We start from the raw sequence: 26,833 nt of genomic DNA on the forward strand, positions 1-26,833 counted from the left end.
CGGATCAGGCAAAGGCCGGGATGCCCGTGATCGCCCGGCCGAGGATCAGCGCGTGGACATCATGCGTGCCCTCATAGGTATTGACCGTCTCGAGATTCACCGCGTGGCGGATCACCTGATATTCTTCCGAAATGCCGTTGCCGCCATGCATGTCGCGCGCCATCCGCGCGATGTCGAGCGCCTTGCCGACATTGTTGCGCTTGACGATCGATATCATGTCCGGGCTGAAGCGGTGCTCGTCCATCAGTCGCCCGACGCGCAAGGACGCCTGAAGGCCCAGCGCGATATCGCTCATCATGTCGGCGAGCTTCTTCTGGAACAGCTGCGTCGCGGCCAGCGGTCGGCCGAACTGGTGCCGGTCGAGGCCATACTGACGGGCGGCGTGGAGGCAGAATTCTGCCGCTCCAAGCGCGCCCCACGAAATGCCGTAGCGCGCGCGGTTGAGGCAGCCGAACGGGCCCTTGAGCCCTTCGACATTGGGAAGAAGTCCATCGGCGGGCAGCTTCACTTCGTCCATCACGATCATGCCGGTGGTCGAGGCGCGCAGGGAAATCTTGCCTTCGATCTTGGGCGCAGAGAGGCCCTCCATGCCTTTCTCGAGGACGAAGCCGCGGATCGCACCGCCATGCTCTTCTGATTTGGCCCAGACGACGAAGACATCGGCAAACGGCGAGTTCGAAATCCAGGTCTTCGAGCCGGAGATCACGTAGCCATCGCCGTTTTTCCTGGCGAGTGTCTTCATGCCCGCCGGGTCCGAGCCCGCATCGGGTTCGGTCAGGCCGAAACAGCCGATCAGCTCGCCGCTGGCAAGGCCGGGGAGGTACTTGCGGCGCTGCTCTTCCGAGCCGTAGGCATAGATCGGGTGCATCACGAGGCTCGACTGCACGCTCGCCATCGAGCGATAACCGCTGTCCACGCGCTCGGTTTCGCGCGCGATCAGGCCATAGGCGACATAGGAGGCGCCCGCGCCGCCATATTCCTGAGGGATGGTTGCTCCGAGGAGCCCCGCTTCGCCCATCATCGGAAAGAGTTCGGGTGCATCCACTTCATTGCGGAACGCCTCGATCACGCGCGGCTGCAATTGCCCCTGCGCAAAGCCCTCTGCCGCATCGCGGATCATCCGCTCTTCCTCGGTCAACTGGCTTTCGAGGTCGAACGGGTCCTCCCAGTTGAAGGGGACGATGCCGCTTGCGGGTTTCGCAGGTGCCTGTTTATCGGGGGCGGGGCCGTGCATCTGGTTGCTCCTGAAACTTTTTCGCTTCTCTTGCAGGTGTCGCGGCCCGTCGCAAGTGCGCGCTCTCGACGCGCCCGTGCGCACCGCTCAACGCCGTGAGGGATAGATTCCCGCGACCACTACGCAGTACCGGATCGCCTCGCCCTGGGCCGGCTTGAGGCGCTCTGTCAGGTCAGGCAGTGCAAAGGTTTTCCGCCCATCGCCGCCATACTTCGTGCCGAGCAGCGAAAAAAGCGCGGTGTTTTGCGAGATCGCAAGCAGCCGTCCGTCGGCGGGCAGTGTGCCGCTTGGGCAAAAATTGCCCGCGACCGTGATGACCTGGCCGATATAGTATTCCTGCGCGCTGGCGGGCACCGCGGGCAGGGTGGATGCTGCAAAAGCGATCGCGCCGGTGAAAGCGGTGAGTGCCTTGTTCATGTCATTTTCCTCATGATCGGACCGGATCACTGGCGCGATCGAGAGGAAAGATCAATCGCTCGATGCGCCTTTCCTCAGGCGGCGGCGCCGAGCGCGTCGTTTACGGCCTCGATCACGTCTGCGGGCGGGCAGGGTTTTTCGAGAGTGCGCGCACCTGGGAAGCGGTTGGCGATTTCCTCGCGCGTGTGCAGCCCGGAATGGAAGATGATCGGCACGCCCTGTTCGGCGAGCTTGTCGGCGAATTCGAAAACCATACCGTCGTTCAGCTGGACGTCGAGAATGGCAAGGTCGGGTCGTTCCTTCTGGAAAGCGAACATTGCCGTAGAGATCCCGGCATGGGGACCTTCCACGCGGTAGCCCGCTTCCTCGACCGTGTCGCGCAGGTCGAAGGCGACGATCATCTCGTCTTCGGCGACGAGAATGCTCTGCGTCATGGGTTATCCTCCTATTATCGCGTGCGAGTGTAACACGGATCGCTCCGCGATGCAGGAGGGAGGCAATACGGAGGCTTTCGCGCCGGTCAGGCACCGCGTCCGAATTTGGCTTCGAAGGCGTCCTTGTCCCCTGAAACCAGCAGCTTGGCCTGTTCGACCCATTGGTCGCGGCGAATGCGGCCCTTGAACCGGCCGAGCTGCGAATCGATCCGGTCGATCTCGGCCTCGTCCCAGGCGGCGATCTGGTCGAATCGCGTGATTCCAAGCTCATTGAGCAAGCCCACGAGCTTTGGACCGACGCCCTTGATCCGCGAGAGGTCGTCGACTTCGACGCCTTGGGGGGTAGGGGCGGGGGACGAGACGTCCTGCGGTCGGGCCTCGGGTACCGGTTCGCCGACGGTCGGCGCGACGCTCACTCCGGCTTCGGCATCGGCGCTTTCGCCGGCGGTCGCGATCGCGTGGGCATTGGCGCTCGCCGACGTTTCGCCGAGCGTTTTCTCGACGGCGCGCGGGGAACTGATCAGGGCCTCGTTGCGGCGGGGCTTGCCTGTATCCTCGCCGGGCACTTCGCCCTGTCCGCGGTCATCGGAGCCGACCACCCTGGTTTTCTTGTTGGCGCGCATGAACAGCATGATCGCGATGACAAGGAAAACGAGGCCGATCAGGATCAGCGGCAGGGCGGAGGCAAAGCTATCGGACATGGGGGGTGTTCTTTCCTTCTCGCGCGGCGGAATCGCCTTTCACGGAAGCCCTTAGCAGCGCTTGCCTCTCCTGCCCAAGGGGGGCGGTGCAAGCCCGCTTGCGCCGCAGTCAAGCGCAGCTAGCGCCCTCAGCCGCCCTTCATAGCATCGGCGAGCTCGGTCAGCTTGAGGAATTCCTGCCGCCAGTAATCGTCCTGTTCACCGGCCAGCGCGCGCGTATCGGCGAAAGAAAAGCCGTTCATCAGCGTGTCGCCCCGCAGCAACTGGCCGAACGCCGCGACCGAGGAAGCGAAGGCGAAATCGCCCGACGGCGCGCGGGCCGAGCGGAAGGCGTCGCTCATCACCACAGCGTCGATGAGCCTGGAGGTGTCGCCATCCGGCAGCTTGTAGCGCAGCTTGACGTGCGCGGCCTCGGCCATGCGCAGCTTCGCCTCGCTCGCCGGGCGGTCTTCATAGCGTCGGGGTGCGATCCACCCTTTCGCGCCCGTCGGCACGACTTCGTAGATTGCGGTAACCTGGTGCCCCGCGCCGATATCGCCCGCATCCACGCGATCATTGTCGAAGTCCTCTTCGCGCAGGATACGGTTTTCGTAGCCCACGAGGCGATACTGGCTGATCACGGCGGGATTGAATTCGACCTGGATCTTGACGTCCTTGGCGATGGTGAAAAGCGTCGAGGTCATCTCGTCGCCGAGCACCTTCCTCGCCTCCAGCGCGTTGTCGATATAGGCGTAGTTGCCGTTCCCGTGATTGGCGATCTGCTCCATCAACGCCTCGTTGTAATTGCCTGTGCCGAAGCCGAGCGTCGTCAGCGTGATCCCGGAATCGCGCTTCGCCTCGATCATCTCGACAAGCGCCTCGCGGTTCGAGATACCGACATTGAAATCGCCGTCAGTGGCGAGGATCACGCGATTGACGCCCCCTTCGATGAAATTGTCTTCGGCCAGGTTGTAGGCGAGTTGCAGACCTGCACCGCCCGCGGTCGAGCCGCCTGCCGAGAGGCTGTCCAGCGCGCGCCGGATCTTCGCCGTGTCATTGGTCGGCTCGAGCACTAGCCCTGCCGCGCCCGCATAGACGACGATAGAGACGCGGTCGTCCTCGCCGAGCTCTCCAGCTAGCCCCGACAATGCCGTTTTCACCAAGGGTAGCTTGTCGGGCCGGTTCATCGAGCCCGAGACATCCATCAGGAAGACGAGATTGGCGGCCGGGCGTTCGTCGCGGGCGATATCGTAGCCGCGAAGGCCGATCCGCATGAGGTAGGTGTCCTCATTCCATGGCGTGCGCGCGACATCGGTAGTGACGCTGAAAGGCACCTCGCGGCTTTCGGGACGCGGATAGTCGTAACGGAAATAATTGATCATCTCCTCGGTCCGCACCGCCGCCTTGGGCGGCATCATGCCGGTGGTGAGGAAGCGCCGCGCATTGGCATAGGCGCCAGTATCGACATCGACAGAGAAGGTAGAGACCGGCTCTGTGCCCACCAGCCTGACTGGAGAGACTTCCTCGCCTTCGTACTGCTCGCGCCCCGGATCGGTCGCGACTCGCACCGGCGGCACATAGGTCGCATCCGGATTGGACCTGAGCGCTCCGGTCCGGTTTCGCGAGCCGGTGACCGTGACCAATTCCTGTGCCGCGATGGGCGGGGACGGCGGCGGCGGAGGAGGAGGGGGAGGAGGGGGAGGAGGAGGCGGTGGCGGAGCGCCTTCGGCCGTCCGGTCGGCAGCGCTGTCACCGGTGCTCGCGATCTCGCCACCCTGATTTGCGGCACAGCCCGCGAGTGCAGTCGCCAGAACAAACGCGCCCGTCAGCTTCGCGTATTTCATCGAGAAAATCTCCCCGTCTCCAATTCCGGCCCACATGAGGCCGCCAGGGCCGTGAATAGTGACTGAACGCGTCGTCAGCGAGGCTCGTCTCGCACGGCGTAGCGGGGATATCGCGGCGCGCCGTCAGGCCGCTTCGCCTTCTCACGCAGGGGTCGCGTTACGGCGAAAGATCACCTTGTCTTCTTCGTCGAAACCGCGCTTCCAGACCACGAAACCGTAGACGGCGAGAATCGCCGGGATGCCGAAGACGAGCTCGGTCCATTCAGGCAGCAGGGTGAAGGCGAACCCTACCACTACCGCAGGCGCTGCGGCATGAACGAGTGCCCAACGCCAGTTCGTTACGGGCGCCTTGAGAAGCCTTTTGAGCACTATCGCTTTCACGAGGCTGGACGTGGCGAGCGCCAGCACAAGAGCCAGCGCCGCGCCTGCCGCCTTGAAGCCTTCGTCGAGTCCGAGTGCATTTGCCGCGAGAATGAAACCGATCGTCAGCGCGGCCTGCAGGCCGATCACAGCGATCGATATGGCGAGATTGCGCTTCTTTGCGATATAGACCAGCACGCTTTCGGAGACGACCGCCATAGAGGCGGCCACCTCTGCGGCGAGGAGCAGCGCCAGCGCGCCCGTACCCCCGACGATGGCTGGCCCGCCAAGCCCCATCACCGCTTCGCCCGGAATACCGAGCGCCAGCGCGATTCCCACCTGTAGCGCGATGATCCAGAACCCCACCTGCCGCACCTGGGCCGCGATGGCGACGTAATTTCCGGTCTTCAGGTTCTTGGTGATGACGGGTGAGAGGATCGGCTCGAAACTCGTTTTCAGCTTTTGCGGCAGGCTCGCGATCTGTTGGGCGAAGAAGTAGATGCCGACGGCGGCCGAGGATGTGAACAGGCCAAGCAGGAAGACATCGAGCAGCCGCGTGCCGCGCTCGATCACATCCGCGCCTACCAGCGGCAAGGCGCGGCTCGTCATCTTGGCGAGATAGCGCGGCCGCGGCCGCCAGCCATTCGGCAAACCATAGGTGCGCAGGAACGACCATAGCGCCGTGGCGAGCGCGGCATAGATCGAGGCAAGGAAGGCCATAGCCAGTCCCGCCTCGCTGATCGCGGCGACATAGAAGAAACCGACCGCCGCGAGTGATCGGGTCCAAGGCTCGACGATCGCCCGGGCGCGCACCGTGGTCGCGATGTCGTATTTGTATGCCTGTGCCGCGAGCAGGATCTCGGTCAGCGCGAAAGCGGGAATTGCGGCGATCATCCAGATATCGAGCGCGCTGTTCGTGCCGTTGGGAAACATCACCTCCGGGAACAGCAACAGCACGCCGCAGATCACTGCCGAGACCAGCAGCGAGGCGAACATCCCGTCGAACACCAGATTGACCGCGCTCACCCCTTCCTCGTCCGCACCCTCGCTCAGCCGCTGGGCGAGGCCGCGCTTTTCGCCCAATGCGCAGACCAGCGCGACGATCTCGACAATGACGAAGGCCGAGGCGAAGCGCCCCATGTCTTCGACCCCGTAAAGGCGGTATCCCAAGAACAGGAACGGGATGCCGCCAAGCGCGCGGATCACGAAGCCCAGCGTGTTGGTCCGGCCGCCCTTGGCGAGCGTGGCAAGATCGTCGGTTCCCGTTACGTCGGGAGTCGCCGAGGATGCGCGTCGAACGGGGGGCGTGTCGCTCACTACCCGTGTTCCCGTTCGGACTTGAGCGGGCGGGCGAGCAGCTGCGCCACGATATCGCGCGGCGGTTCGCCATCGAGTATAGCGTTGACTGCGGCGACGATCGGCATGGCGATGCCTTGAACTTCGGCCAGGCCCGCTAGCACCGGGGCGGTGAAGGCCCCTTCCGCCACCGTGGTGCGGTCGGACATCAGATCTGCGGCACTCTGCCCTTCGCCAAGCGCCATGCCGAGCGAGAAATTGCGGCTTGAGGTCGAGGAACAGGTAAGCACGAGGTCGCCGAGGCCGCACAGGCCCGCAAGCGTTTCGGGCCGCGCGCCAAGCGCCTCGCCGAAGCGCAGCATCTCGGCATAGCCCCGCGCGATCAGCGCCGCGCGCGCATTCTGACCGAGGCCCAGCCCGTCGACGAGGCCGCAGGCGATGGCGAGCACGTTCTTGATCGCCCCGCCGATTTCCGCGCCAGTCACGTCATCGGAGTAATAGGGTCGGAAGGTCGGCCTGGCGATGGCGGGCATAAGCCGTTTCCATTGCTTCTCGCCCGCCGAACAGGCGAGCGTCACGGCGGTCGGCAGCCCGGCGGCGACCTCGTTCGCGAAGGTCGGGCCGGAAAGGACGGCGATCCGGCTCTGGGGGCAGGCTTCGCGGGCGACGTCGTTCATCAGCCGGCCGCTGCCCGCCTCGATCCCCTTCGAACACAGGACGAGATCGCGCGGGTCCTCGGACAGAGAGCCGAGCACTGTGCCGAGGACCTGTGCCGGCGTCACGGCAAGGACGATCCCGACCCCCGAAAGGTCCGCGAGATTGCCGGTCGCGCGGATGCCGGGAGAGAGCTCGACGCCCTTCAGGAACATGGGATTGGCGCGGCTTTCGTTGATCGCCGCGACCACTTCGCTCTCGTAGGCCCAGATCAGGACGTCGCGTCCGTCGCTTGCGACCAGCTGGGCGAGCGCGGTGCCCCATGCGCCCGCACCGATCACCGCGATATCGGGTTTGGCGCTCACGCTTTCACTCCCGCTCCGCGCACTGCTTCGGCCTGCGGATCGAGTGGCCAGCGCGGGCGCGCCTTGATGTCGAGCGGATCGCCTGCGTCCTTGCCATCCCTAGAAAGCCGCTCACAACCGGCCCAGGCGATCATCGCGGCATTGTCCGTGCAGAGCGCCAGCGGCGGGGCGACAAAGCGCATCGAATGGCGCGCGGACAGCGCCTCGAGCGCACCGCGCACCGCCTCGTTGGCTGCGACCCCGCCCGCTACGACGAGCGATGGTATCGCATCTATCCGACCCAATGCGTGTTCAAGCCGGTCGACAAGGCACTCGACAGCGGCTTGCTGAAACGCGGCGGCAATGTCCTCGGGCGCATGCTCGCCGCTTTCATGGGCGCGCAGGACCGCGCTCTTGAGGCCGGCAAAGGAGAAATGCGGTTCTTTCGAGCCCGCAAGCGGTCGCGGCAGGCGCAAGGCCTGTGGATCGCCCTCACGCGCGAGGCGCTCGACCGCAGGCCCGCCGGGATAGCCTAACCCGAGGATTTTCGCGGTCTTGTCGAAGGCTTCGCCCAGCGCATCGTCGATCGTCGTCGCAAGGCGGCGGTAGCGCCCGACCCCCTCGACCGCGAGAATCTGGCAATGCCCGCCCGAGACGAGCAGCAGGAGATAGGGAAAATCGAGCCCCGGATCGGCAAGACGCGGCGAGAGCGCGTGGCCTTCTAAATGGTTGACCGCCAGCAGCGGCTTGCCCGAGGCCATTGCGAGCGCCTTGCCACTGACGAGGCCCACCATCACCCCGCCGATCAGTCCCGGTCCGGCGGTCGCGGCGATCGCGTCCACCTCGGCGAGGTCGAGGCCCGCATCGGCCAGCACCGCCTCGGTCATGGGCGCGATCCGGTCGGCGTGGGCGCGCGCGGCTATTTCGGGCACGACACCGCCATAGGGCGCGTGCTCGGCCTGCTGGCTTGCAATGCGCTCGGAAAGTATCGTTCGGTCCGCCGTGACCAGCGCGACCGCCGTCTCGTCGCAGCTCGATTCGATGCCCAGCACGACAGGGCGCACTACCGGGCGCGCGGGTGGGCGTTTCGCCGTGGTGGAGGCATTGCTCATGGCACTTTCACTTAAGCCTTGTCGGGGCTAGAGCAAGCGCAGCCATGAGCCATTCACCGCAAGACAGCGCTTCCAGCCCTTATCGTATCCGCCTCGGCACGCGCGAATCCCCCCTCGCCATGGCCCAGGCCCACGAAACCCGTGCGCGGCTGTGCGCTGCGCATGGCTGGGACGAAAGCGAGGTCGAGATCGTCCCCGTCGTCGCCAGCGGCGACAAGGTTCTCGACCGTCCGCTCGCCGAGATCGGCGGCAAGGCCCTCTGGACAAAGGAGCTCGATGCCTGGCTCGGCGAGGGGCGGATCGACGCGGCGGTCCATTCGGCCAAGGATGTCGAGACGATCCGGCCAGACGCGTTTCATTTCGCCGCCTTCCTTCCGCGCGCGGACCGGCGCGATTGCATCGTCGGTGCGAAGAGCATTGCTGCGATCCCGAATGGCGCGATCGTCGGCACGAGCGCGCCGCGCCGCGCCTCGCAGCTTCTCAACCTGCGCCCCGATTGCCGGGTCGTGACTTTTCGCGGCAATGTCGCGACGCGGCTTGGCAAACTCGAGGCGGGCGAAGCCGACGTGACCTTCCTTGCTGCCGCCGGGCTAGAGCGGCTCGGGCAAAGCGCGGTCGGCCACGCACTCGAGATCGATGAGTGGGTCCCGGCCGCCGCACAGGGCGTGATCGCGATCGAATGCCGCGCCGATGCGCCCAAGGTGACGGCCATGCTGGCCGCAATCGACCACGCTTCGACACGCGCGGAACTCGAGGCCGAGCGTGCGCTGCTCGCAGCGCTGGGCGGCACCTGCCATTCGCCGGTCGCGGTTTTGTGCGTTGCGCAGAAGGGCAGCGATGACAATATGCTGGCCATGCGCGCCGTTCTCTTCAGTCCTGACGGAGGCGAACGGGTGGAGGGGACGGCTCGCTTCGCAGCGGGTGATCATGGTGTCGTTGCCGCGCTCGCCGATGACCTGCTCGCCAGGGCAAGCGGCGCTATCACCGAGCATTTCCGCCCGGGCGAATGATCCGGCAGGTGATCGCCGTGCGGCCCGAACCGGGGCTGGCCGCCACGCTGACCCGGGCGAGGGAGATGGGAATCGAGGCGGCGGGCGCGCCCCTGTTCGAAGTGCGGCCGCGCGACTGGGCCGCGCCCGATCCCCGCGATTTCGATGCCCTGCTGGTCGGTAGCGCCAATGCCTTCGTCCATGGCGGCGGACAGCTTTCCCTCTTCGCCGACAAGCCCGTGCATGTCGTAGGCGGTAAGACCGCCGAGGCCGCGCGCGCCGCCGGTTTTGCCGTGGCGACCACGGGCACGGGTGGGTTGCAATCCGTGCTCGGGGCGATCGCACCCCCAGCTAAGCTTCTGAGGGTCGCAGGAGCGACGCATGTCCCGCTGGAACCGCCCGAAGGTGTTTCGATCCGCACCGTCATCGCCTATGAAAGCGTCGCCCAGCCGCTCGCTGCGCATCTGGCGGCGTCGCTCGCGCAAGGAGGGCTTGTTCTCCTCCATTCGGGCGAGGCGGCGCGGCATTTCGCCGCCGAATGCGACCGGCTGGAGCTTTTGCGCAATCGCATCGCACTCGCCGCGCTGGCCCCTCGCATTGCCGAGGCGGCAGGCGAGGATTGGCGTGCGGTCCATGTCGCGAGCGAACCTTCCGATGCTGCGCTCCTCGATCTGGTGCGCTCGTTGGTGAGATGACATATGCGGATCACGGGTGCATAGGATGCATCAAACCTGCGCGGATGTGTAAGCGTCGGGCCGGCGCAGCGCACCGGGCGCGAGGGATCGGGTAGAATGGAAACGAAATACGGGAGCCGCCGCAAGTCCTCGCCCACCAGGAGCATCCTGCTGGGCGCGCTAGCGGCCTTCATTCTTGGCGCGCTGCTGTCGGGTTATGTCGTTTGGTACAATGTTGAAACCGCGCGGGAACGGATCGAGCGTGCGACCAGCGTCCCGCCCGAACCGGTCGAACAAGGTGGCGGCGAAGTTTCCTCGAGTCCGTTGCCAGCCGTCTCGCTCTCACCCAGTCCGAGCCCGCTTGCCGAGGCGATAGAGAGCGAGGATGCCGAGCGCGCGGTCGAGGCGGTAACCCGCGTCGCCGAGCAGCAGGGCGGGATCGAACAGCGCCTCGCTGCCGCCGAGCAACGCCTCACCCGGCTCGACCTTCAGGCGCAGGCGGCGGCCGGCAACGCTGCCCGGGCCGAGGCGCTGCTGATCGCCTTCGCGACTCGACGCCTGGTCGAGCGCGGCGATGAACTTGGCTATCTTGCCGACCAGCTGCGGCTGCGTTTCGGCGACGATCGTCCCAATGCCGTCAACACGATCATCACCTTCTCGCGCCGCGAGCAGCCGATCCGCCTTGACACGCTGATCGCCCGGCTCGACGGGCTGGGACCGCAATTGCGCAACAGCGCCGAGGGTCCGTCTTGGGAGCGGTTCCGGCGCGAATTGGCCCAGCTTTTCGTGATCCGCCGCGAAAGCACGCCTTCGCCCCAGCCCTTGCGGCGGCTCGAACGGGCGCGCTGGGCGCTCGAACAGGGGCGCATCGACAGCGCGATCGAGGAAGTGCGGGGCATGCCCGGGGCAGCCGGCGCCGAGGCGTGGATCCAGGATGCAGGGCGTTATCGTGACGTCATGATCGCCTTGGAAAACATCGAAAGCGCGGCGGTGCTGGACCAGCGTGGCCTTCGCGACCGCGAAGGCAATGGGGTCAACGAGCCGGGTCCGATTGGTGGAAGCGAATAGGCTCGCTTCCCGCTAGGCGCGCAAGAGTTGGGGAAGATCCCCCGAAACGCCGCGCGCTTCGTCCATGAAAAAGGTCTTCAGCGCCGGTGTGCGCTGGACGGCCGACATGCCGAGCCGACGCACAGCCGAGGCGGCAGCACCCGGCACTCCGAATAGCCTGGTGAGCCCATCGGTGGCGAGAGCGACCATGAAACTGTCGAGCCCGCGCCAATTCTCATAGCGCTTGAGCAATTGCGCATCGCCCGGATCGAGCCCGATCGCCGCGCCGTCCGCGAGCACTTCGACCAGCGCGCCGACATCGCGCAGGCCGAGATTCAGACCCTGGCCCGCGATCGGGTGAATCCCGTGCGCCGCATCCCCGACCAGCGCGAGCCGCTCGTCCGTGATCTTGGCCGTATGGTGGAAGCCCAGCGGCCAGCTCGACCGTGCGCCCACCGAAAGAACCTTGCCGAGCACACCGCCCATGCGCTTCTCCACCTCGGCAAGGAAGGCGCGGTCGCCGAGCTTCATCACGCCCCGGCCGTCCTCCTCCGATACGGTCCACACCAGCGATGAGCGATGCGTGCCGTCGGCATCGTCCTGCATCGGCAGAAGCGCAAAGGGACCGGCGGGGTAGAAGATCTCCCAGGCCACATTGTCATGCGGCCTTTCGTGGGTGAGCCCGGCGATGATCGCGCGGTGATGATAGTCCCACTTGGCGATCGTGATGCCCGCCTGTTCGCGGGTCGGTGAACCGCGGCCTTCGGCGGCCACCAGCAAGCGACCCTTCATGATGCGACCGTCGGTCAGGACGGCGGCGACACCGAATGCGTCGCGCTGCCGATCCGTCACTTCGGCCTTGGCGACCCAGTTGATCAGCGGTTCGGCGGCTGCCGCTTCGAACAGGGCGAGACGCAGGCGGCGATTGGGGAACATACGGCCCAGAGTGCCTTCATGGGGCTCGGGCTGGAAATCGAGCCGTCCCGGCCGATTCTGGTCGGTCACCGCTATCGAGGAGATGTCGCAGGCGAATTGCTCCAAGCCTTCGGCAATGCCGATATTCTCGAACAGATGCCAGCTCGCGGTCGAGATTGCGGTCGCCCGGTCGTCGAAGCCCTCGGCGGTGAGTTCAGCCGGATCGGCGCGGTCGACGACATGGCTTGACATGCCTTTCTTTGCTGCGGCGAGCGCCAGCGTCATCCCGACAAGGCCCCCGCCGAGGATCAGAAGGTCGCGGGTTTCGTCGTCTGCGCTCATCTCTTGCTCACCTGCAATCCGGTTCGGGTTCGGCCATTTGTCTTTGCGACGCAGGCATCCTATCTGGCCCGCACACGCCCCTCGTTTAGGGGTTTCAGGCGCATTGAGGCAAGATTGTTCGCTGCACCCCGTATTGCCGCTGCTGCATGGCTGAAGGCGCTCGCCGCGCTGTCGCTCGCCCTGTGCGCGGTGGTGGCGGCGGCGCAGGAGGAGCCTCTGGCCGAGCCGCGCTTTGGCGATGAGAACATCGCGGTCGACCTCTTCGCCGAGGGCGCGCCCGAGCCGGGCGAGGAATGGATGCTGGCGCTGCGCTTCACCCCCAGCGCGCCCGAGTGGCACGGCTACTGGCGCAATCCGGGCGATGCGGGGCAGGGGATGACGCTGGAGTTCGACCTGCCCCAGGGCTGGGAAGCTAGCGAGCCGCTCTATCCCGTGCCCGAGACGCTGGTGGTCGGCGGGCTGATGAACCACATCTACGAAGGGCGCTATGCCGTGCTCGTCCCGGTGCGCGTGCCCGAGGATGCCGCGGCCCCCCGACTGCCCGAGGTCCGGGTGCGGGTCGAATACCTTGCCTGCACCGACCGGGTCTGCGTGCCTCAGGACGCGGGTGTCACGGCGCGCCCCGGCGGCGATTTCGCGCGCTGGCGGGCTGAGGTCGCGCCGTTGCTCGACGCGCGGGCGCGCTTCGAGGTCGCGGGCGAGACGCTGCGCCTCGCGATTCCACTGCCCGCCTCGGTCGACCTGCCCGGGCCGCACGTCTTCATCGACAATGAACGCCTCGTCGACTACGCCGCGCCGCAGGTCTTCCGCCGCAAGGGCGACCTGCTGACCGCCGAAATCCCGCTTGACCAATACCGCGACGGCGATCCCCGAAGCGTCTCCGGCATAATCGCATTCGGCGGCGGTGCGGGTGTCCGTTTCGAGGCCGATCCGGGCGCGGTCCCGGTGGGCGGCGAAGTGATTGCCGGACCTGCCGCAGCCGCGACCCCGCCCCTCTGGACGCTCGCGCTCGGCGCGCTGGTCGGCGGGCTCATCCTCAACATCATGCCCTGTGTCTTTCCGATCCTCAGTCTCAAGGCGCTGAACCTAGCCCGTGCGGGCGAGAGCGAAACGGCGGCTCGGATCGAGGGAGTGGCCTATACAGCGGGAGTCGTGCTCGCCTGCGTCGGTCTGGGGGCGATCATGCTCGCCCTGCGCGCGGCGGGGGAGCAGGTCGGCTGGGCCTTTCAGTTGCAGGAGCCGGGCGTGGTCGTCGCGCTGCTGCTCCTCGCGAGCATCATCACGGCCAATTTCGCCGGCGTCTTCGAACTGCCGAGCATTTCCACAGGGCACGGCGCGCGGCGTGGCGCGGGCGGGGCTTTCGCGACCGGTCTCCTCGCCGCCTTCGCCGCGACACCCTGCACCGGGCCGTTCATGGCGGCGGCATTGGGCGCTGCGCTGCTGCTGCCCGCACCGCTCGCACTGCTGCTCTTCGCCATGCTGGGGCTCGGCCTGGCGCTCCCTTTCCTCCTGCTCGGCTTCATCCCCGCTTTGCGCCGCCGCCTGCCAAAGCCGGGTGCATGGATGGAGCGCTTTCGCCGGATCATGGCAATCCCGATGGGCCTGACTGCGCTCGCGCTGGTGTGGCTGACGGTGCAACTGGGCGGGCGCGGGTTCGGCCTGTTCGCGCTCGTGACCGTTTTCGGTGTCGTGCTTGCCTTGTGGATCGTGGGCCGCTTGCAGCAGGCGGGCAAGATGGCCTGGCCCGCTTTCGGACTAGTCGCTTCGCCCTTCCTCGTCTTCGGTGCCTTCGCGCTTCCGGCGGGCTACGAGCCGCGCGGTGATCGCATGGCCGAAAGCCTGCTCGACCCTGTACCCTTCTCGCGCGCTGCCCTGGCCGAGGCGCGCGCCACGGACAGGCCGGTCTTCGTTTGGTTCACCGCCGACTGGTGCGTCACCTGCAAGGTCAACGAAAGCGTGGCGATCGAGCGCGAGGCGACGAAGGAGGCTTTCGAGACAGCGGGAGTGGTGCCCATTGTCGGCGACTGGACCGTGCGCGATGAGGCGATCACGCGGTTCCTATCCGAGCGCGGCGCAGCGGGCGTGCCGCTCTACCTGTGGTACGAGCCGGGTTCTTCCGAGCCGGAAAAATTGCCACAGGTTCTCGGTCCCGACAGCCTCGTCGAGCGCGCGGCGATTAGCCGACAATCGAGCGACATCGCTCGATCAGTTCCATTGGCAGTGGGCTCGGATTGATTTCAACCGTGCCAGCGCCGGGCAATGTCGCGATCAGGCGCCGCGGGCCGGCAAGCGGTTCCCATTCCTCGCTTTTCGCGTCATGCGTGCCCTGCCAGATGTGGCGCTTTCCGACCTCGACCGCATCGACCGGAAGCCGTCCGGCATGGCCGTTACCGACCAGCGCCAGCATTGCCTGGGCCCCTTCGTCGGCCAGGCTGAAACGGCTGACAGAGAGCGTGCCCCGCTCCGTATCGCAGGCGAGGGAGATCAGCGCAGCTTCGCCCGGAACGCCGTAGACAATCCGCTTCTGTGCCCTCGCACTGTTCGCCCAAAGCGCCCCCTCGGTTCCGGGAGAAGGCAGCGGCCTGGAGGCAAAGGCGGGCTCCACCTCTGGCACCGCCCGCGTCAGCGTCTCGTCGGTCGGCGGCGGTTTGCAGGCGACAAGTGCCGCCACCAGGCAGAGAGCAAAAGCGACCTTCATCGTGCACGGATGAAGGCGCGCAGGTCCTGCGACAGCTTGCCGCGATCTTCGTTGCGCACATACATCATGTGGCCAGCATCGTAATATCGAAAGGTCAGCCTATCCTGCGGGATACCGGGGCGTCCGAGCGAATATTCCGCACCGAAGAAGGGCGTTGCGAAATCGTACCAGCCTTGTGCGTTGAACAGGCGCAATTCGCTGTTCTGGCGCATCGCCCGGCCGATAAAGGGGGCGACATTGAGATAGGCGTTGCGGCCCTGGCCAGCGAGGTTCCAGTCCCACTGACGCCCCGGATCGCGGCCGATCGAATTGTATTGCCGGTCTGTCTCGAAACCGAGCGTTTCGCGCGCCCAGGCATTGATCGCGGCGGTGTACCCACCATCGATCCCGTAAAAGCTCGGGTCGTTATCGGGATATTCGCCGGCATTATCGTAATCCTCGCCCGTGTAGCGCGCATCGAGCCGGCCTATGGTGAGCCCGCGGTCGCGCAGCAGCTCCTTGTAAAAACGCTGGCTTGTCACGCGCAGGTTCGCCTGTTCGAGATATTCTTCCGAAAGCCCTGTCAGACGCGACAGTTCGGCCCGGACCGCGGCACGCTCGGCCTGCGGCAGGTCCTGCCCCTTGAGCAGGGCAGTGGCGTAGGGCCCGATGGCGAATGCCCTCGCTTCTTCGGCGATTGCCTCGACCGATTCAGCCTCGGCCTTGCCGTGGTAATAGGCCGCCGTCGCCATGTTTGGCAGGGTGACGAGATAGGCCATCTCGTTGCCCGGCGTCGGCTCGCGCATGGCGAAATCGAGGATGGTGGAAATCAGGATCAGGCCGTTCAAACCGACATCGTTGTAGGTCCCGCCTTCGAGTTCATCGACCACCATGGCGGTGCGGGTCGTGCCGTAGCTTTCGCCGCCGAGATATTTGGGGCTGTTCCAGCGGCCATTGTCATTGATCCAGCGGCGGATCACCTCGGCCACGGCGCGCGCGTCCTGCCTCAGACCGTAATACTTTTCGGGGTCCGTGCCCTTGGTGAGATAGGAAAAGCCGGTGCCCGGCGGGTCGATGAAGACGAGGTCGGCGACGTCGAGCAGGCTGTCGGGGTTGTCGACAATCGGATAGGGCGGTGCGCCATCATCGCGCGCGTCCGAAGGGATCGCGACACGCTTCGGCCCGAACGCTCCCATCTGCAGCCAGACCGAACCCGAACCCGGCCCGCCATTGTAGAGGAAGAACACCGGGCGCGAGGGGTCCGCCGGGTCCTTCACATAGGAGGTGGTGACGATCACCGCTTCGGGCTTGCCTTCGTCCGATTTGAGGACCGTCTCTCGAATCGTCGCGGTGTAGTCGATCCGCTGCCCGCCGAAAGTGCCCGACAGCTTGCGCGTCTTGACCTGCGGGTCGATCTGGACGGGGTCGGATTTGGCGCTGCCTTTGTCCTGCGCGGCGAGGGGAGCGGCCATGGGAGCGGAAAGCGCGATAAGCGAGGCGGCGGCGAGCGCGCCGATCAGTCTGGTGGTCATGGGGCGGGGAGTGGCAGGAAAATTGATGCAGGGTCAAGCCGCGCGAGGCGTGATCCTGTCGAGTTCGCCATTGAGGGCGCGCTTGGCTGTGCGCAGTTCGGCGCTGGTCTGAAGACGCAGGAAAAACCCTTCGGACGTGCGGAAATAGCGCGAGAGGCGCAGGTCCATTTCGCCGTCGATCCGCGTCTCGCCGTCGATCATGGCCTGCAGGCGCGCAGGTTCGACCGCGATGGCATCGGCCAAAGCGGTGGTATCGAGCTCCAGTGGCTCCATGAACTCTGAGAGCAGCACTTCGCCCGCATCGGGTATGGGCAGCCAGTCCGGGCTAGTCGTAGTGGTTTGTGATCTCGACATCGTAGGCGTTTCCGTCGCTCCAGACGAAACATATACGCCATTTCATATTAATTGAAACCGAATGCTGCCCCGCGCGGTCGTTCCTGAGGTCATGCAGGCGATTGCTGGGAGGATGTTTCAGGTCGTCGAGTGTCTCTGCGGCATCGATCATGGCAAGCTTTGTGATTGCGCGTGACTGAATATCAGCAGGCAACTTGCGGCTCCGCCGACCGGACCAGATGCTTTCGGTTTCCTTGTCGGCGAAGGTAATGATCATGGCTGCCTCACGGTGGTGTCCGGCGAATCGCTAGCAGATGCGATGCCGGATCATCCAACCCTGGGCTGCGGACGTCGTCCGCTTCGTTGTCTCAAGGCTTCCCACCCATGCGTTTCGCCCTGATCTTGCCGTAGCGCGTCTTCCTCGTCCCCGGCTTGCCCTCGTTCGAGCGGCCAACGCGCGGCGCTTTCTTTTCCTCGTCGGGCAGGCCCAGCTCGTCGGCTTCGAGGCGGCGGATTTCGTCGCGCAGGCGGCCGGCTTCCTCGAATTCGAGGTTCGCGGCGGCATTGCGCATGCGCTTTTCGAGGTCCTCGATGTAGCTGCGCAAATTGTGCCCGACGAGGTTGTTGCGCTCTTCGTCGCCGGTTTCCACCACCACGCCATCTTGAGAGGCCGTGTCGGCGACGATGTCCGCGATCTGGCGCTTGATCGTCTGCGGGGTGATGCCGTGCTCCTCGTTGAAGGCTTCCTGCTTGGCCCGCCTGCGATCGGTTTCGGCCATGGCGCGTTCCATGCTGCCGGTGATGCGGTCGGCATAGAGGATCACGCGCCCGTCCACGTTGCGCGCGGCACGGCCGATGGTCTGCACCAGCGAGGTTTCCGATCGCAGGAAGCCCTCCTTGTCCGCATCGAGAATGCACACCAGCCCGCATTCGGGAATGTCCAGCCCCTCGCGCAGCAGGTTGATGCCGACCAGCACGTCATAGACCCCCATGCGAAGGTCGCGGATCAGCTCGATGCGCTCCAGCGTCTCGACATCGGAATGCATGTAGCGGACCTTGACGCCCGCCTCGTGCATGAATTCGGTGAGATCCTCGGCCATGCGCTTGGTCAGCGTGGTGACGAGCGTGCGATAGCCTTTCTCGGCGGTCTTGCGGCATTCCTCGATGCAGTCTTGAACCTGGTCCTCTACGGGTCTGATATCGACCGGCGGATCGATCAGGCCGGTCGGGCGGATAACCTGTTCGGCGAAGACGCCGCCGGTCTGCTCCATCTCCCAAGGACCGGGCGTGGCGGAAACGGCGAAGGTCTGCGGGCGCATCGCGTCCCATTCGTTGAAGCGAAGCGGGCGGTTGTCGATGCAGGACGGCAGGCGGAAGCCGTATTCGGCCAGCGTCAGCTTGCGCCGGTGGTCCCCGCGCGCCATCGCGCCGATCTGCGGCACCGTCTGGTGGCTTTCATCGACGAACAGCAGCGCGTTCTCGGGCAGATATTCGAACAGGGTGGGCGGCGGCTCGCCGGGCATGCGACCGGTGAGGAATCGGGAATAGTTCTCGATCCCGTTGCACGATCCGGTGGCCTGGATCATTTCGAGATCGAAATTGGTGCGCTGTTCCAGACGTTGGTGTTCGAGCAACTTGCCCTCGGCTTCCAGCTCCTTGAGCCGTTCGGCAAGTTCGAAGCGGATCGCCTCCGTCGCCTGCTTCATCGTCGGCCCCGGCGTGACATAGTGCGAATTGGCATAAACGCGCACCTTGTCGAGGCTGGCCCCCTTCTTGCCGGTGAGCGGATCGAACTCGCTGATCTCCTCGATCTCGTCGCCGAAGAAGCTCACGCGCCACGCGGTGTCTTCGTAGTGCGAGGGGAAGATTTCGAGACTGTCCCCGCGCACCCGGAAAGAGCCGCGTGTGAAAGCGGCATCGTTGCGCTTGTATTGCAGCGAGACGAGCTTGCGAATGAGCTCGCGCTGGTCGACCGTTTCTTCCTTCTTGATGTCGAATATCATTGCCGAATAGGTTTCGACCGAACCGATCCCGTAGAGGCATGAAACGCTCGCGACGATCACCACGTCGTCGCGTTCGAGCAGGGCGCGGGTTGCCGAGTGGCGCATCCGGTCGATCGCCTCGTTGATGGTCGATTCCTTGTGTATATAGGTGGCCGAGCGCGGAACGTGGGCTTCGGGCTGGTAGTAATCGTAATAGCTGACGAAATACTCGACCGCGTTTTCGGGAAAGAAGCTCTTGAATTCGCCATAGAGCTGGGCCGCCAGGATCTTGTTCGGGGCGAGGATCAGCGCGGGTCGCTGCAATTCCTCGATCACTTTCGCCATGGTGAAGGTCTTGCCCGACCCCGTCACGCCCAGCAGCACCTGCGTCTTGTCGCCCGCGCTCGCGCCTTCGACGAGTTCGCGGATCGCCGTCGGCTGGTCCCCCGCCGGTTCGTAGTCCGAAACGAGCTTGAATTTTTTTCCCGGCATCGACTTTTCGGGCCGGGCGGGGCGGTGCGGGGTGAAGTCCTCGCCGGTTTCGGGTTCCTCGAGGCCTCTGCGGATGACAAGCTGGCTCATGCCCGCGATATGCGGAGCGCGAGGCAGGTTGTGAAGTGGCTTGCATGCTTCTAGCCTTCGCCATCGAGCAATAAGCGCGTCGAACCCCGGCGCAATCGAGGGGGTATGAAAAAGATGAATGTCAGCAGCTTCGCCCTTGTCGCCGCCGGACTCGGACTGGCCGGTGCGATGGCTTTTTCAGACGGGCTTCTTGCGCAAGTCGACCCACCGGAAATGCGGCCCGAGACCGGCAAATACAGCGCCGACATAACCGTGCAGTCCGTCGATATCCCCGGAGCTCCGCCGCAAATGGCAGGCATGATGACACGAATGATGAGCCGACAGACGACCTATTGCCTGACCGAAGAGGATGTCGAGGAAGGCTATCGCGCCATTACGCGCCGCTCGCAGGGCGATGCCGGCGAGGACTGCACCTATGACCGCTTCAGCATGGAAGGCGGCGAACTGGACGCACAAATGAGCTGTCGCGTCGACGGCCGAACCATGACCATGACGATGGAGGGCAATGGCACGCCGACCTCGTCGGATATCGCGATGACGATGAGCGGGGACATGGGGGTCGGACCCGGAACGATCCGGATGCGCGTGCGTCACAAGCGGGTTGGCCCCTGTTGAGCCGGCCCGACAGCTCCTGGGAGGATGGAACAATGAAAAAACTTGTTTTTGCAGCCGCCGTCTCGGCATTGCTCGCAGCTTGCGGCGGAGAAACGCCGGACGGCGCCGACGACATTGCGACCGGAGATGAGGCGGGGGGCGACGAACTCAGCCTGGGTGAAGTCGCCGATCGTGCGCGCGCAGGCACGGTAAGGCCCCGGCCGGGCCAGTATCGCTCGCAGGTCGAACTGGTTGATCTCGACATACCCGGCGCACCTCCGCAGGCGGCGGAGATGATGCGCTCCAGCATGGCGCGCACGAGCGAATTCTGCCTCACGGAAGAAGATGTCGAGGATGGCTACCGCCAGCTTGCAAGCCAGCCGCAGGGAGACAATTGCAGCTTCTCGAAATTCGATGTCGATGACGGTGAAATCGATGCGGCGATGCGCTGCACCAATCCCGGCGGCGGCACGGTCGACATCACGATGCAGGGCACGGGGCGCGAGACCTCCTCCGAATTCACCATGAAAATGTCCGGCGATCTCGGAGGCACTGGAGAAGGTTCGATGACCATGAAGCAGACCAGCGAGCGGATCGGCGACTGTCCGGCGGGCTGAAGCGGCCCAGTCGTACCGCACACGCTTGTCGGCGCGCGAAACCAAAAGCTTCACCGTGCATTCAGTCGGGGGAGGTATTACGGTTGCATGACATCGAACGCCATTCTTGACGGCCTGAGCCGGATTGCCGCGCGCGCGACAGGCGGCGAAGCGAAGGACGACGGAGCCAGGAACGGTGGCGAGCATCGCGAGTGGCGGCTGACCTTCCCGGAAGGCGAGCTGTCGCGCCGGATTGCGCTTGCGCGGGGGGACTATCCCGAAGAGGAGCATGGCAAGCCCCCGCTGGCCCGGCTGGCCGGAGAACTCGATATCCTCGCCGAGCCGGTGCGGCGAAGTTTGCGGACGATCGAGGTCGATCCTTGCAACCGGCCCCGTACGGTGATGATCATGCCCGGCTTCGCGACGGCTCCGCGCCGGATGCGTTTCATGGCGCAGCATCTCGAGCGCGCCGGGCACACGGCGAAACGCTGGGGCCTTGGCTTCAACTGGGGTCCGAACGAAGCGAAACTCGAACGGTTGGAGCAGCGCCTGCTGGAGCTTAATCGCCGCGCGGGCGAACCGGTCGTTCTGCTCGGCTGGAGCCTGGGCGGGCTTTTCGCGCGCGAATTGGCGAAGCGCCAGCCGGATGCCGTGGCGAAAGTCATCACCATGGGATCGCCCTTTTCGGGAAGCCCGCGCGCCAACAATATGTGGCGCATTTACCAATTCATCACCGGACACAGGGTCGACCAGCCCCCGATCGACGTCGATCTTGCCGTTAAGCCACCCGTCGAGACGGTGGCAATCTGGAGTCCCAATGACGGCGCGATAGCCCCGCGCAGCGCAGCGGGATACCCGGGCGAGCGCGACAGGGCTATCGCCTTGCGCTGCACCCATATGGGTTACACCTATTCGCCCGAGGCGATCCGCGCCGTGCTCGCCGAGCTGCGTCGCCCCAATTGATCGGGTCCCCGCTTACTCCCTTTCTTTTTCCTCGCCGCCGGTTACACTGCCGTTTGACGGGCACAACATTCTTGCGTCCCGCCCGATCAATACGCAACCCGGGGAGCGAATGACGGCGAAGTCGCAGCAACAATCCGTCAATTTTGACGAGATGCACGATGCCGAGGGAAACACCCGCGAAGCCTATCGCTCCTATTGCGACTGGTTCGATGGGCAGGAACAGGCTTCGCTGCGCCGAAAGGACAAGGAAGCGGACGACACCTTTCGCCGCACGGGCATAACTTTCAACGTCTATGGGGAGGACGAGGCGGAGGAACGCCTGATTCCCTTCGACATCGTGCCGCGCATCATCACCGCGGGCGAATGGCGCCGTCTCAGCCGCGGGATCGAGCAACGGGTCCGGGCGCTCAATTCTTTTCTGTACGACATGTATCACCGCCAGGAGATCGTGCGCGCGGGGAGAGTGCCGGAGCGCCTTTTCCGCCATAATGACGCCTGGCTCGCCCACATGGTCGGTTTCACCCCGCCGGGTGGCATCTACACCCATATCGTGGGGATCGACCTCGTGCGCACAGGACCTGACCAGTTCTATGTGCTGGAGGATAACGCGCGCACCCCTTCGGGCGTCTCCTACATGCTTGAGAACCGCGAAACGATGATGGCGATGTTCCCCGACCTGTTCAGTCAGGTTCCGGTGGAGGCGGTATCCGATTATCCGCGCCGTCTCGCCCGCAGTCTGGCCGCTTGCGCCCCGCAAGGGCAGGCCAGCGGGGACGGCGGCAAGCCGACGGTCGCGGTGCTTACCCCCGGCATTTTCAACTCGGCCTATTTCGAACACGCCTTCCTCGCCGACCAGATGGGCGCGGAACTGGTCGAGGGCAGCGACCTGCGGGTGGTCGAGGGCAAGGTGCAGATGCGCACCACGCGCGGCTACAAGCCGATCGACGTGCTCTACCGCCGGGTCGACGACGACTATCTCGACCCGCTCACTTTCAATCCCGACAGCGTGCTGGGCGTGCCCGGGATCATGGATGTCTACCGCGCGGGCGGCATCACCATCGCCAATGCACCCGGCGCGGGGATCTGCGACGACAAGGCGATCTATTCCTTCATGCCCGACATCGTCGAATTCTACACCGGCGAGAAACCGCTCCTGCCCAATGTCGAGACGTGGCGCTGCGCCGATCGCGAAAGTCTCGCCTATGTGCTGGACAATCTTGACGAACTGGTGGTGAAGGAGGTTCACGGCTCGGGCGGTTACGGGATGCTGATCGGTCCGACCGCGACCAAGAAAGAGCTTGCAGAATTCCGCAAGAAGCTGGCAGCCGCGCCCCAAAACTATATCGCCCAGCCGACGCTTTCGCTTTCGACCTGTCCGGTCTTCACCCGTACGGGCCTCGCCCCGCGCCATGTGGATTTGAGGCCTTTCGTTCTGGTCAGCCCGAACGGGATCGAAATCACACCCGGCGGTCTCACCCGCGTTGCGTTGAAGAAGGGATCGCTCGTAGTCAATTCCTCGCAAGGGGGCGGCACCAAGGATACGTGGGTGCTGAAGGACTGATGGCGTTGTCGGTGGGAGATATGCACTGATGCTCGGCCGGATGGCGAACGCTTCCTTCTGGATGTTCCGCTATCTCGAGCGGGCCGAGAACACTGCACGCCTGCTCGAAGCGGCCCTGCGCATGGCTTTGACGAAGGATCTCGCCACCGCTGAAGAGGAATGGCGCTCGGTTATCGCTACGCTCGGCCTGACGGTGCTCTACGAGGCCGAGCATGACACCTATGACGGGCCGCGAGTGTGGAACTTCGTCCTGCGAGACCGCGCCAACCCTGCCAGCGTGCGGGCCATGTTCGCGGCGGTGCGCAACAATGCGCGCGCGGCGCGGACCTGTATCTCGAGCGAGGTCTGGGAAGCGGTCAACGAGAGCTGGATGGAACTCGATCGTCTGCTTGCCCGCCCGGTCGGCCAGGGCGTGCTGGGCAATATCGTAACGATAGTCCGTCGCGCCGGCGCACAGGTCCACGGCGCGGTCGACGGCTCGATGTTGAGGAGCGAAGGTTTCCACTTCGCCCGCGCGGGGACTTTTGTCGAACGCGGGGAATCGACCGCGCGTATTCTCGACATGAAATATTTCCTGCTGCTCCCCTCGCTATCCTACGTCGGATCGAGGCTTGATTCCGGGCAGTGGGACCAGGTCCTGCGTTCGGTCGCGGGTGCGCGCGCCTACAGTTGGCTCAACGCCGGCAATATCGACTCGCGCGGCATTGTTGAATTTCTCGTTCTCGACGAGCGGTTCCCGCGCAGCCTTGCCTTCAGCCGCATGGCTCTGCGACGCACGCTTTCCGCGCTCGCCCGGATGCACGGACGCGAGGGGACCAGCGACGCGCTGATGGCCGAGGCCGAAGCGCGCATCGGCGCGCTTACGGTCGACGATATTTTCGAGCAGGGGCTGCACGAATTCCTCGTCGACTTCATAGAGCGCAATGCCGCCATCGCCGAGGCGATCGTCGACGACTACCGATTTCTTGCCTAGGGTCCATCCATGCGCCTATCGATCCGGCACACGACCCATTATTCCTTCGCCCAGCCGGTGGTGCATGCCCTCCAGCGTCTGCGGCTCACGCCGAAGGAGACACAGGGCCAGCAGGTAATCCACTGGGACATGGAGTACGATCACGCGCACCCCGAATTCCAGTATGACGACCAGAACTTCAACCATGTCACCCTTGTCGCAGTCGAACCGGGGGCGAGCGAGGTCATGGTTACCTGTCATGGCACGGTGGAGACCAGCGATCACGCCGGGGTCATCGGCCATCACGCCGGGCACCTGCCGCTTTGGAGCTTCATCGGTCAGACACGGCTGACGCAGCCTGGTCCGAAGGCACGCGCCCTGGTCCGGGACCTGCCCTCTCCCGAGGACGAGGGGAGGCTGCCATTCCTTCATGCCCTGTCCAGCAAGATCCGCGACGAGATCGCCTACCAGACCGGGGCCACCACCGTGATGACCAGCGCCGAGCAGGCGGTCGCGCATGGATATGGCGTTTGCCAGGACCATGCCCATATCTTCATCGGTGCGGCGCGCGCGGCGGAGATTCCGGCGCGCTATGTTAGCGGATACCTGATGATGAACGACCGGGTCGAACAGGACGCGACCCATGCCTGGGCCGAGGCATATGTCGACGGGCTGGGCTGGGTCGGCTTCGACATTTCGAACGGCATCAGCCCCGATCCGCGCTATGTCCGCGTCGCCACGGGGCGCGATTACCGCGACGCCGCGCCGGTCACCGGGATCAGCTTCGGCTCGACGGAGGAATTGCTGACGGTCAATGTCGCGGTCGAGCAGCAGCGTCAGGATGAGCAGTAGAGACACGGCTCGCAATCTGCGCTACCGGCCTGCGCCGGTGACACGGAGATCTCCTTGAATGACCTATTGCGTCGGCATGATGCTCGAACGCGGACTGGTCCTGATGAGCGACACCCGCACCAATTCGGGTGTCGATAACATCTCGACCTTTCGCAAGATGTTTCACTGGCAGGTCCCGGGCGAGCGCATGATCGCGGTCATGTGCGCGGGAAATCTCGCCACCACCCAGGCCGTCATCAGCCAGCTCGAGGAACGTACGAAGGAGCCGGACGAGCGCGAGAACACGCTGATCCGCGGACGCACCATGTTCAACGTGGCGACCGAGATCGGGCGGCTGCTGCGCTCCACCATCGAGGACGCGCAGCGCAGCAATGGCGAGGCGGGCAAGGGGCGCTTCACGGCATCGATGATCCTTGCCGGGCAGATCAGCGGCATGAAGCCGCGCCTGTTCTTGATCTATCCCGAAGGCAATTTCATCGAAGCGAGCTGGGACACACCCTTTTTCCAGATCGGGGAAACCAAGTATGGTCGCCCGATCCTGATCCGTGGTTACGGACGCGACATGCGCTTCGAGGATGCGGTCAAGCTGCTGATGGTGAGCTTCGATTCGACCATCAAGGCGAATCTCTCGGTCGGGCTGCCGCTCGACCTGCTGGTGATCGGCAAGGATGAGTTTGCCCCCTTGCACGAACACCGCGTGACGGGCGAGGATGCCTTTTTCGAGACGATCTCGTCGAGCTGGGGCGCATCGCTTCGATCCGCGCTCGATGCGTTGCCGTCCTACAGCTTCGATTCGCAGGGCTCCGAAGCCGGCCCGCAGGGCCCCTAAGGGCGTTTGCGAAGGGGCTGCGTTCACCATGATCGAGCGTAATCGTATTCGTTTCGGAGCAATCGCGGGGCGGCTTTGCATGGTTTAGGCATGTGGTTAACCCGGTATTGCTCCGTATCGGGGTAAGTCCTGCGTGAAATGCTCGGCTGTCTGGTCAATCACAATGGCCATGACACGCAAAGCATCGCTCCACTTCATCGACTCCTCCAGCCGCCACCGCGCCGAACTGGCCCGGGTCGGGTTTTCGCTCGGCCACCATTCGGAAGTCTACGGCGACATGTCGGAGCTTTCCGTGCACCCGCCGCGCGAAGGGATCATCATCGCCCGCGACACAGCCGAAGAGGGCGGGGTGGCGATGATCCTCGAACGATTGAGCCGACTCGGTATCTGGCTGCCCTTGATTGCGGTCGATGTGCATCCAAGGCCAGGCCGCATCGTCGAGGCGATCAAGGCTGGGGCGCTGGACTATCTCTCGCTTCCTCTCGACCCTGAACGTTTCGCCCGCTGCCTTACCCGGATCGAGAAGGAGGCCGAACTGTTCGGAGCCCAACGACGCCGCATGATCGAAGCACGCGATCGCATCGCCAGCCTCTCGCAGCGCGAACGTGAAGTTCTCGACTGGCTGGCCGAGGGGTCGAGCAACAAGGTCATCGCCCGCGAGCTCGACATCAGTCCGCGGACTGTCGAAATTCACCGGGCCAACATGATGAGCAAGCTTGGCGCGCGCCATGCCGCCGAGGCCGTGCGCCTGAAGCTCGAGGCGAAACTGGAGCCACGCATCCAGGCCTGACGGTTCGCATCGTGCCTGTCTCGTTGCCTCCCCCTTGCGGGCGAGGCAGGCGAGGGATCGGGGGCACCGTGCAGTCCCCCGGGCTGCCTCGCTGGGATCGGTCGACTACCCCGACGCTTGCCTGGCATCAACCTGCCGAGAGAAGAGGCACCCAGTTTGCGCTAGGCGGTTTGCATTAACGGGTGTGAGCGCTGCCCTATATCTCGCATTTGGCGCCTCGTGTCCGGCCCGGGTTAAGATCGAAAGGG

Annotated in this window: 26 protein-coding genes; 12 read left to right on the forward strand and 14 right to left on the reverse strand. The window is 64.8% G+C overall.

Features of this window, described 5'->3' with window-relative positions; translation table 11 throughout:
• Positions 1–4 precede the first annotated feature (4 nt).
• The 8 genes from RIB52_RS06280 to tsaD all read right to left on the reverse strand — a co-directional run bounded on the left by RIB52_RS06280 (position 5) and on the right by tsaD (position 8,375).
• Positions 5–1,234, reverse strand: coding sequence for an acyl-CoA dehydrogenase (locus RIB52_RS06280; RefSeq protein ID WP_350174055.1), 1,230 nt, complete (start codon positions 1,232–1,234; stop codon positions 5–7).
• 87 nt (positions 1,235–1,321) lie between these two features.
• On the reverse strand, positions 1,322–1,651 hold the full coding sequence (locus RIB52_RS06285; protein WP_350174057.1) for a phage tail protein: 330 nt from the start codon (positions 1,649–1,651) through the stop codon (positions 1,322–1,324).
• Positions 1,652–1,725: 74 nt separating this feature from the next.
• Positions 1,726–2,085 (reverse strand): response regulator, encoded by a 360-nt coding sequence (locus tag RIB52_RS06290; protein ID WP_350174059.1) that lies wholly within the window; start codon positions 2,083–2,085, stop codon positions 1,726–1,728.
• 86 nt (positions 2,086–2,171) lie between these two features.
• Complete coding sequence (locus RIB52_RS06295; RefSeq protein ID WP_350174061.1) at positions 2,172–2,786, reverse strand: helix-hairpin-helix domain-containing protein; 615 nt, start codon at positions 2,784–2,786, stop codon at positions 2,172–2,174.
• Positions 2,787–2,914: 128 nt separating this feature from the next.
• Entirely contained in the window at positions 2,915–4,609 is a 1,695-nt protein-coding gene (locus RIB52_RS06300) for a vWA domain-containing protein (protein ID WP_350174063.1), read from the reverse strand.
• Positions 4,610–4,750: 141 nt separating this feature from the next.
• A complete protein-coding gene (locus RIB52_RS06305; protein ID WP_350174065.1) occupies positions 4,751–6,286 on the reverse strand; it encodes a lipopolysaccharide biosynthesis protein in 1,536 nt (511 codons plus the stop codon).
• Positions 6,286–7,284, reverse strand: coding sequence for an NAD(P)H-dependent glycerol-3-phosphate dehydrogenase (locus tag RIB52_RS06310; protein WP_350174067.1), 999 nt, complete (start codon positions 7,282–7,284; stop codon positions 6,286–6,288). The genes RIB52_RS06305 and RIB52_RS06310 overlap by 1 nt, the downstream gene beginning before the upstream one ends.
• A complete protein-coding gene (gene tsaD / locus RIB52_RS06315; protein ID WP_350174069.1) occupies positions 7,281–8,375 on the reverse strand; it encodes a tRNA (adenosine(37)-N6)-threonylcarbamoyltransferase complex transferase subunit TsaD in 1,095 nt (364 codons plus the stop codon). The genes RIB52_RS06310 and tsaD overlap by 4 nt, the downstream gene beginning before the upstream one ends.
• A 44-nt stretch (positions 8,376–8,419) precedes the next feature.
• Here tsaD and hemC point away from each other — a divergent pair, with 44 nt between their 5' ends.
• The 3 genes from hemC (at position 8,420) to RIB52_RS06330 (ending at position 11,106) form a co-directional block, all read left to right on the forward strand.
• Positions 8,420–9,385, forward strand: a complete 966-nt coding sequence (gene hemC / locus RIB52_RS06320) for a hydroxymethylbilane synthase (RefSeq protein WP_350174071.1) — start codon at positions 8,420–8,422, stop codon at positions 9,383–9,385.
• Complete coding sequence (locus RIB52_RS06325) at positions 9,382–10,059, forward strand: uroporphyrinogen-III synthase (RefSeq protein WP_350174073.1); 678 nt, start codon at positions 9,382–9,384, stop codon at positions 10,057–10,059. The genes hemC and RIB52_RS06325 overlap by 4 nt, the downstream gene beginning before the upstream one ends.
• A gap of 96 nt (positions 10,060–10,155) precedes the next feature.
• The gene (locus RIB52_RS06330) at positions 10,156–11,106 is read left to right on the forward strand and encodes a hypothetical protein (protein ID WP_350174075.1); all 951 of its coding nucleotides are present in this window, start codon (positions 10,156–10,158) and stop codon (positions 11,104–11,106) included.
• A gap of 12 nt (positions 11,107–11,118) precedes the next feature.
• Here the strand turns inward: RIB52_RS06330 and RIB52_RS06335 are convergent, their stop codons facing one another.
• Positions 11,119–12,342 carry an FAD-dependent monooxygenase gene (locus RIB52_RS06335; RefSeq protein ID WP_350174077.1) on the reverse strand — a complete coding sequence of 408 codons (1,224 nt, stop codon included), beginning with the start codon at positions 12,340–12,342 and terminating at the stop codon, positions 11,119–11,121.
• A gap of 114 nt (positions 12,343–12,456) precedes the next feature.
• On the opposite strand from RIB52_RS06335, the gene RIB52_RS06340 reads away from it, so the two are divergent.
• The gene (locus tag RIB52_RS06340; RefSeq protein ID WP_350174079.1) at positions 12,457–14,577 is read left to right on the forward strand and encodes a protein-disulfide reductase DsbD family protein; all 2,121 of its coding nucleotides are present in this window, start codon (positions 12,457–12,459) and stop codon (positions 14,575–14,577) included.
• Here the strand turns inward: RIB52_RS06340 and RIB52_RS06345 are convergent.
• The 5 genes from RIB52_RS06345 to uvrB form a co-directional block, all read right to left on the reverse strand.
• Positions 14,519–15,013: a hypothetical protein gene (locus tag RIB52_RS06345; RefSeq protein WP_350174081.1), complete on the reverse strand. Its 495-nt coding sequence runs from the start codon at positions 15,011–15,013 to the stop codon at positions 14,519–14,521. The genes RIB52_RS06340 and RIB52_RS06345 overlap by 59 nt on opposite strands.
• 23 nt (positions 15,014–15,036) lie before the next feature.
• Positions 15,037–16,551 (reverse strand): S10 family peptidase, encoded by a 1,515-nt coding sequence (locus RIB52_RS06350; protein ID WP_350174083.1) that lies wholly within the window; start codon positions 16,549–16,551, stop codon positions 15,037–15,039.
• A 33-nt stretch (positions 16,552–16,584) separates the two neighbouring features.
• Positions 16,585–16,905, reverse strand: a complete 321-nt coding sequence (locus tag RIB52_RS06355) for a HigA family addiction module antitoxin (RefSeq protein WP_350174085.1) — start codon at positions 16,903–16,905, stop codon at positions 16,585–16,587.
• Positions 16,877–17,161, reverse strand: coding sequence for a type II toxin-antitoxin system RelE/ParE family toxin (locus tag RIB52_RS06360; RefSeq protein WP_350174087.1), 285 nt, complete (start codon positions 17,159–17,161; stop codon positions 16,877–16,879). Before RIB52_RS06360 ends, RIB52_RS06355 begins: the two co-directional genes overlap by 29 nt.
• A gap of 91 nt (positions 17,162–17,252) precedes the next feature.
• Positions 17,253–19,448, reverse strand: coding sequence for an excinuclease ABC subunit UvrB (gene uvrB, locus RIB52_RS06365; protein WP_350174089.1), 2,196 nt, complete (start codon positions 19,446–19,448; stop codon positions 17,253–17,255).
• A 105-nt stretch (positions 19,449–19,553) separates the two neighbouring features.
• Here uvrB and RIB52_RS06370 point away from each other — a divergent pair, with 105 nt between their 5' ends.
• The 8 genes from RIB52_RS06370 (at position 19,554) to RIB52_RS06405 (ending at position 26,585) form a co-directional block, all read left to right on the forward strand.
• Complete coding sequence (locus RIB52_RS06370) at positions 19,554–20,063, forward strand: DUF3617 domain-containing protein (RefSeq protein ID WP_350174091.1); 510 nt, start codon at positions 19,554–19,556, stop codon at positions 20,061–20,063.
• Positions 20,064–20,095: 32 nt separating this feature from the next.
• Positions 20,096–20,659 (forward strand): DUF3617 domain-containing protein, encoded by a 564-nt coding sequence (locus RIB52_RS06375; RefSeq protein WP_350174093.1) that lies wholly within the window; start codon positions 20,096–20,098, stop codon positions 20,657–20,659.
• 87 nt (positions 20,660–20,746) lie between these two features.
• Complete coding sequence (locus tag RIB52_RS06380) at positions 20,747–21,601, forward strand: esterase/lipase family protein (protein WP_350174095.1); 855 nt, start codon at positions 20,747–20,749, stop codon at positions 21,599–21,601.
• A gap of 109 nt (positions 21,602–21,710) precedes the next feature.
• Complete coding sequence (locus RIB52_RS06385; RefSeq protein WP_350174097.1) at positions 21,711–23,162, forward strand: circularly permuted type 2 ATP-grasp protein; 1,452 nt, start codon at positions 21,711–21,713, stop codon at positions 23,160–23,162.
• A gap of 28 nt (positions 23,163–23,190) precedes the next feature.
• Positions 23,191–24,135 (forward strand): alpha-E domain-containing protein, encoded by a 945-nt coding sequence (locus RIB52_RS06390; RefSeq protein ID WP_350174099.1) that lies wholly within the window; start codon positions 23,191–23,193, stop codon positions 24,133–24,135.
• A 9-nt stretch (positions 24,136–24,144) separates the two neighbouring features.
• Positions 24,145–24,966, forward strand: a complete 822-nt coding sequence (locus RIB52_RS06395; RefSeq protein ID WP_350174101.1) for a transglutaminase family protein — start codon at positions 24,145–24,147, stop codon at positions 24,964–24,966.
• A gap of 58 nt (positions 24,967–25,024) precedes the next feature.
• Positions 25,025–25,795 carry a proteasome-type protease gene (locus RIB52_RS06400; RefSeq protein WP_350174103.1) on the forward strand — a complete coding sequence of 257 codons (771 nt, stop codon included), beginning with the start codon at positions 25,025–25,027 and terminating at the stop codon, positions 25,793–25,795.
• 169 nt (positions 25,796–25,964) lie between these two features.
• The gene (locus RIB52_RS06405; RefSeq protein WP_350174105.1) at positions 25,965–26,585 is read left to right on the forward strand and encodes a response regulator transcription factor; all 621 of its coding nucleotides are present in this window, start codon (positions 25,965–25,967) and stop codon (positions 26,583–26,585) included.
• The last annotated feature ends 248 nt before the right edge of the window (positions 26,586–26,833 follow it).

The organism is Erythrobacter sp., assembly GCF_040217515.1.
GTDB lineage: Bacteria > Pseudomonadota > Alphaproteobacteria > Sphingomonadales > Sphingomonadaceae > Erythrobacter.

Excerpts from the sequence above, each read along its gene's own strand:
- RIB52_RS06280 (WP_350174055.1), bottom strand. The coding sequence starts at position 1,234 with ATGCACGGCCCCGCCCCCGATAAACAGGCACCTGCGAAACCCGCAAGC.
- RIB52_RS06285 (WP_350174057.1), bottom strand. The coding sequence starts at position 1,651 with ATGAACAAGGCACTCACCGCTTTCACCGGCGCGATCGCTTTTGCAGCA.
- RIB52_RS06290 (WP_350174059.1), bottom strand. The coding sequence starts at position 2,085 with ATGACGCAGAGCATTCTCGTCGCCGAAGACGAGATGATCGTCGCCTTC.
- RIB52_RS06295 (WP_350174061.1), bottom strand. The coding sequence starts at position 2,786 with ATGTCCGATAGCTTTGCCTCCGCCCTGCCGCTGATCCTGATCGGCCTC.
- RIB52_RS06300 (WP_350174063.1), bottom strand. The coding sequence starts at position 4,609 with ATGAAATACGCGAAGCTGACGGGCGCGTTTGTTCTGGCGACTGCACTC.
- tsaD (WP_350174069.1), bottom strand. The coding sequence starts at position 8,375 with ATGAGCAATGCCTCCACCACGGCGAAACGCCCACCCGCGCGCCCGGTA.
- hemC (WP_350174071.1), top strand. The coding sequence starts at position 8,420 with ATGAGCCATTCACCGCAAGACAGCGCTTCCAGCCCTTATCGTATCCGC.
- RIB52_RS06325 (WP_350174073.1), top strand. The coding sequence starts at position 9,382 with ATGATCCGGCAGGTGATCGCCGTGCGGCCCGAACCGGGGCTGGCCGCC.
- RIB52_RS06330 (WP_350174075.1), top strand. The coding sequence starts at position 10,156 with ATGGAAACGAAATACGGGAGCCGCCGCAAGTCCTCGCCCACCAGGAGC.
- RIB52_RS06335 (WP_350174077.1), bottom strand. The coding sequence starts at position 12,342 with ATGAGCGCAGACGACGAAACCCGCGACCTTCTGATCCTCGGCGGGGGC.
- RIB52_RS06350 (WP_350174083.1), bottom strand. The coding sequence starts at position 16,551 with ATGACCACCAGACTGATCGGCGCGCTCGCCGCCGCCTCGCTTATCGCG.
- RIB52_RS06355 (WP_350174085.1), bottom strand. The coding sequence starts at position 16,905 with ATGTCGAGATCACAAACCACTACGACTAGCCCGGACTGGCTGCCCATA.
- RIB52_RS06360 (WP_350174087.1), bottom strand. The coding sequence starts at position 17,161 with ATGATCATTACCTTCGCCGACAAGGAAACCGAAAGCATCTGGTCCGGT.
- uvrB (WP_350174089.1), bottom strand. The coding sequence starts at position 19,448 with ATGAGCCAGCTTGTCATCCGCAGAGGCCTCGAGGAACCCGAAACCGGC.
- RIB52_RS06370 (WP_350174091.1), top strand. The coding sequence starts at position 19,554 with ATGAAAAAGATGAATGTCAGCAGCTTCGCCCTTGTCGCCGCCGGACTC.
- RIB52_RS06375 (WP_350174093.1), top strand. The coding sequence starts at position 20,096 with ATGAAAAAACTTGTTTTTGCAGCCGCCGTCTCGGCATTGCTCGCAGCT.
- RIB52_RS06380 (WP_350174095.1), top strand. The coding sequence starts at position 20,747 with ATGACATCGAACGCCATTCTTGACGGCCTGAGCCGGATTGCCGCGCGC.
- RIB52_RS06385 (WP_350174097.1), top strand. The coding sequence starts at position 21,711 with ATGACGGCGAAGTCGCAGCAACAATCCGTCAATTTTGACGAGATGCAC.
- RIB52_RS06390 (WP_350174099.1), top strand. The coding sequence starts at position 23,191 with ATGCTCGGCCGGATGGCGAACGCTTCCTTCTGGATGTTCCGCTATCTC.
- RIB52_RS06395 (WP_350174101.1), top strand. The coding sequence starts at position 24,145 with ATGCGCCTATCGATCCGGCACACGACCCATTATTCCTTCGCCCAGCCG.
- RIB52_RS06400 (WP_350174103.1), top strand. The coding sequence starts at position 25,025 with ATGACCTATTGCGTCGGCATGATGCTCGAACGCGGACTGGTCCTGATG.
- RIB52_RS06405 (WP_350174105.1), top strand. The coding sequence starts at position 25,965 with ATGACACGCAAAGCATCGCTCCACTTCATCGACTCCTCCAGCCGCCAC.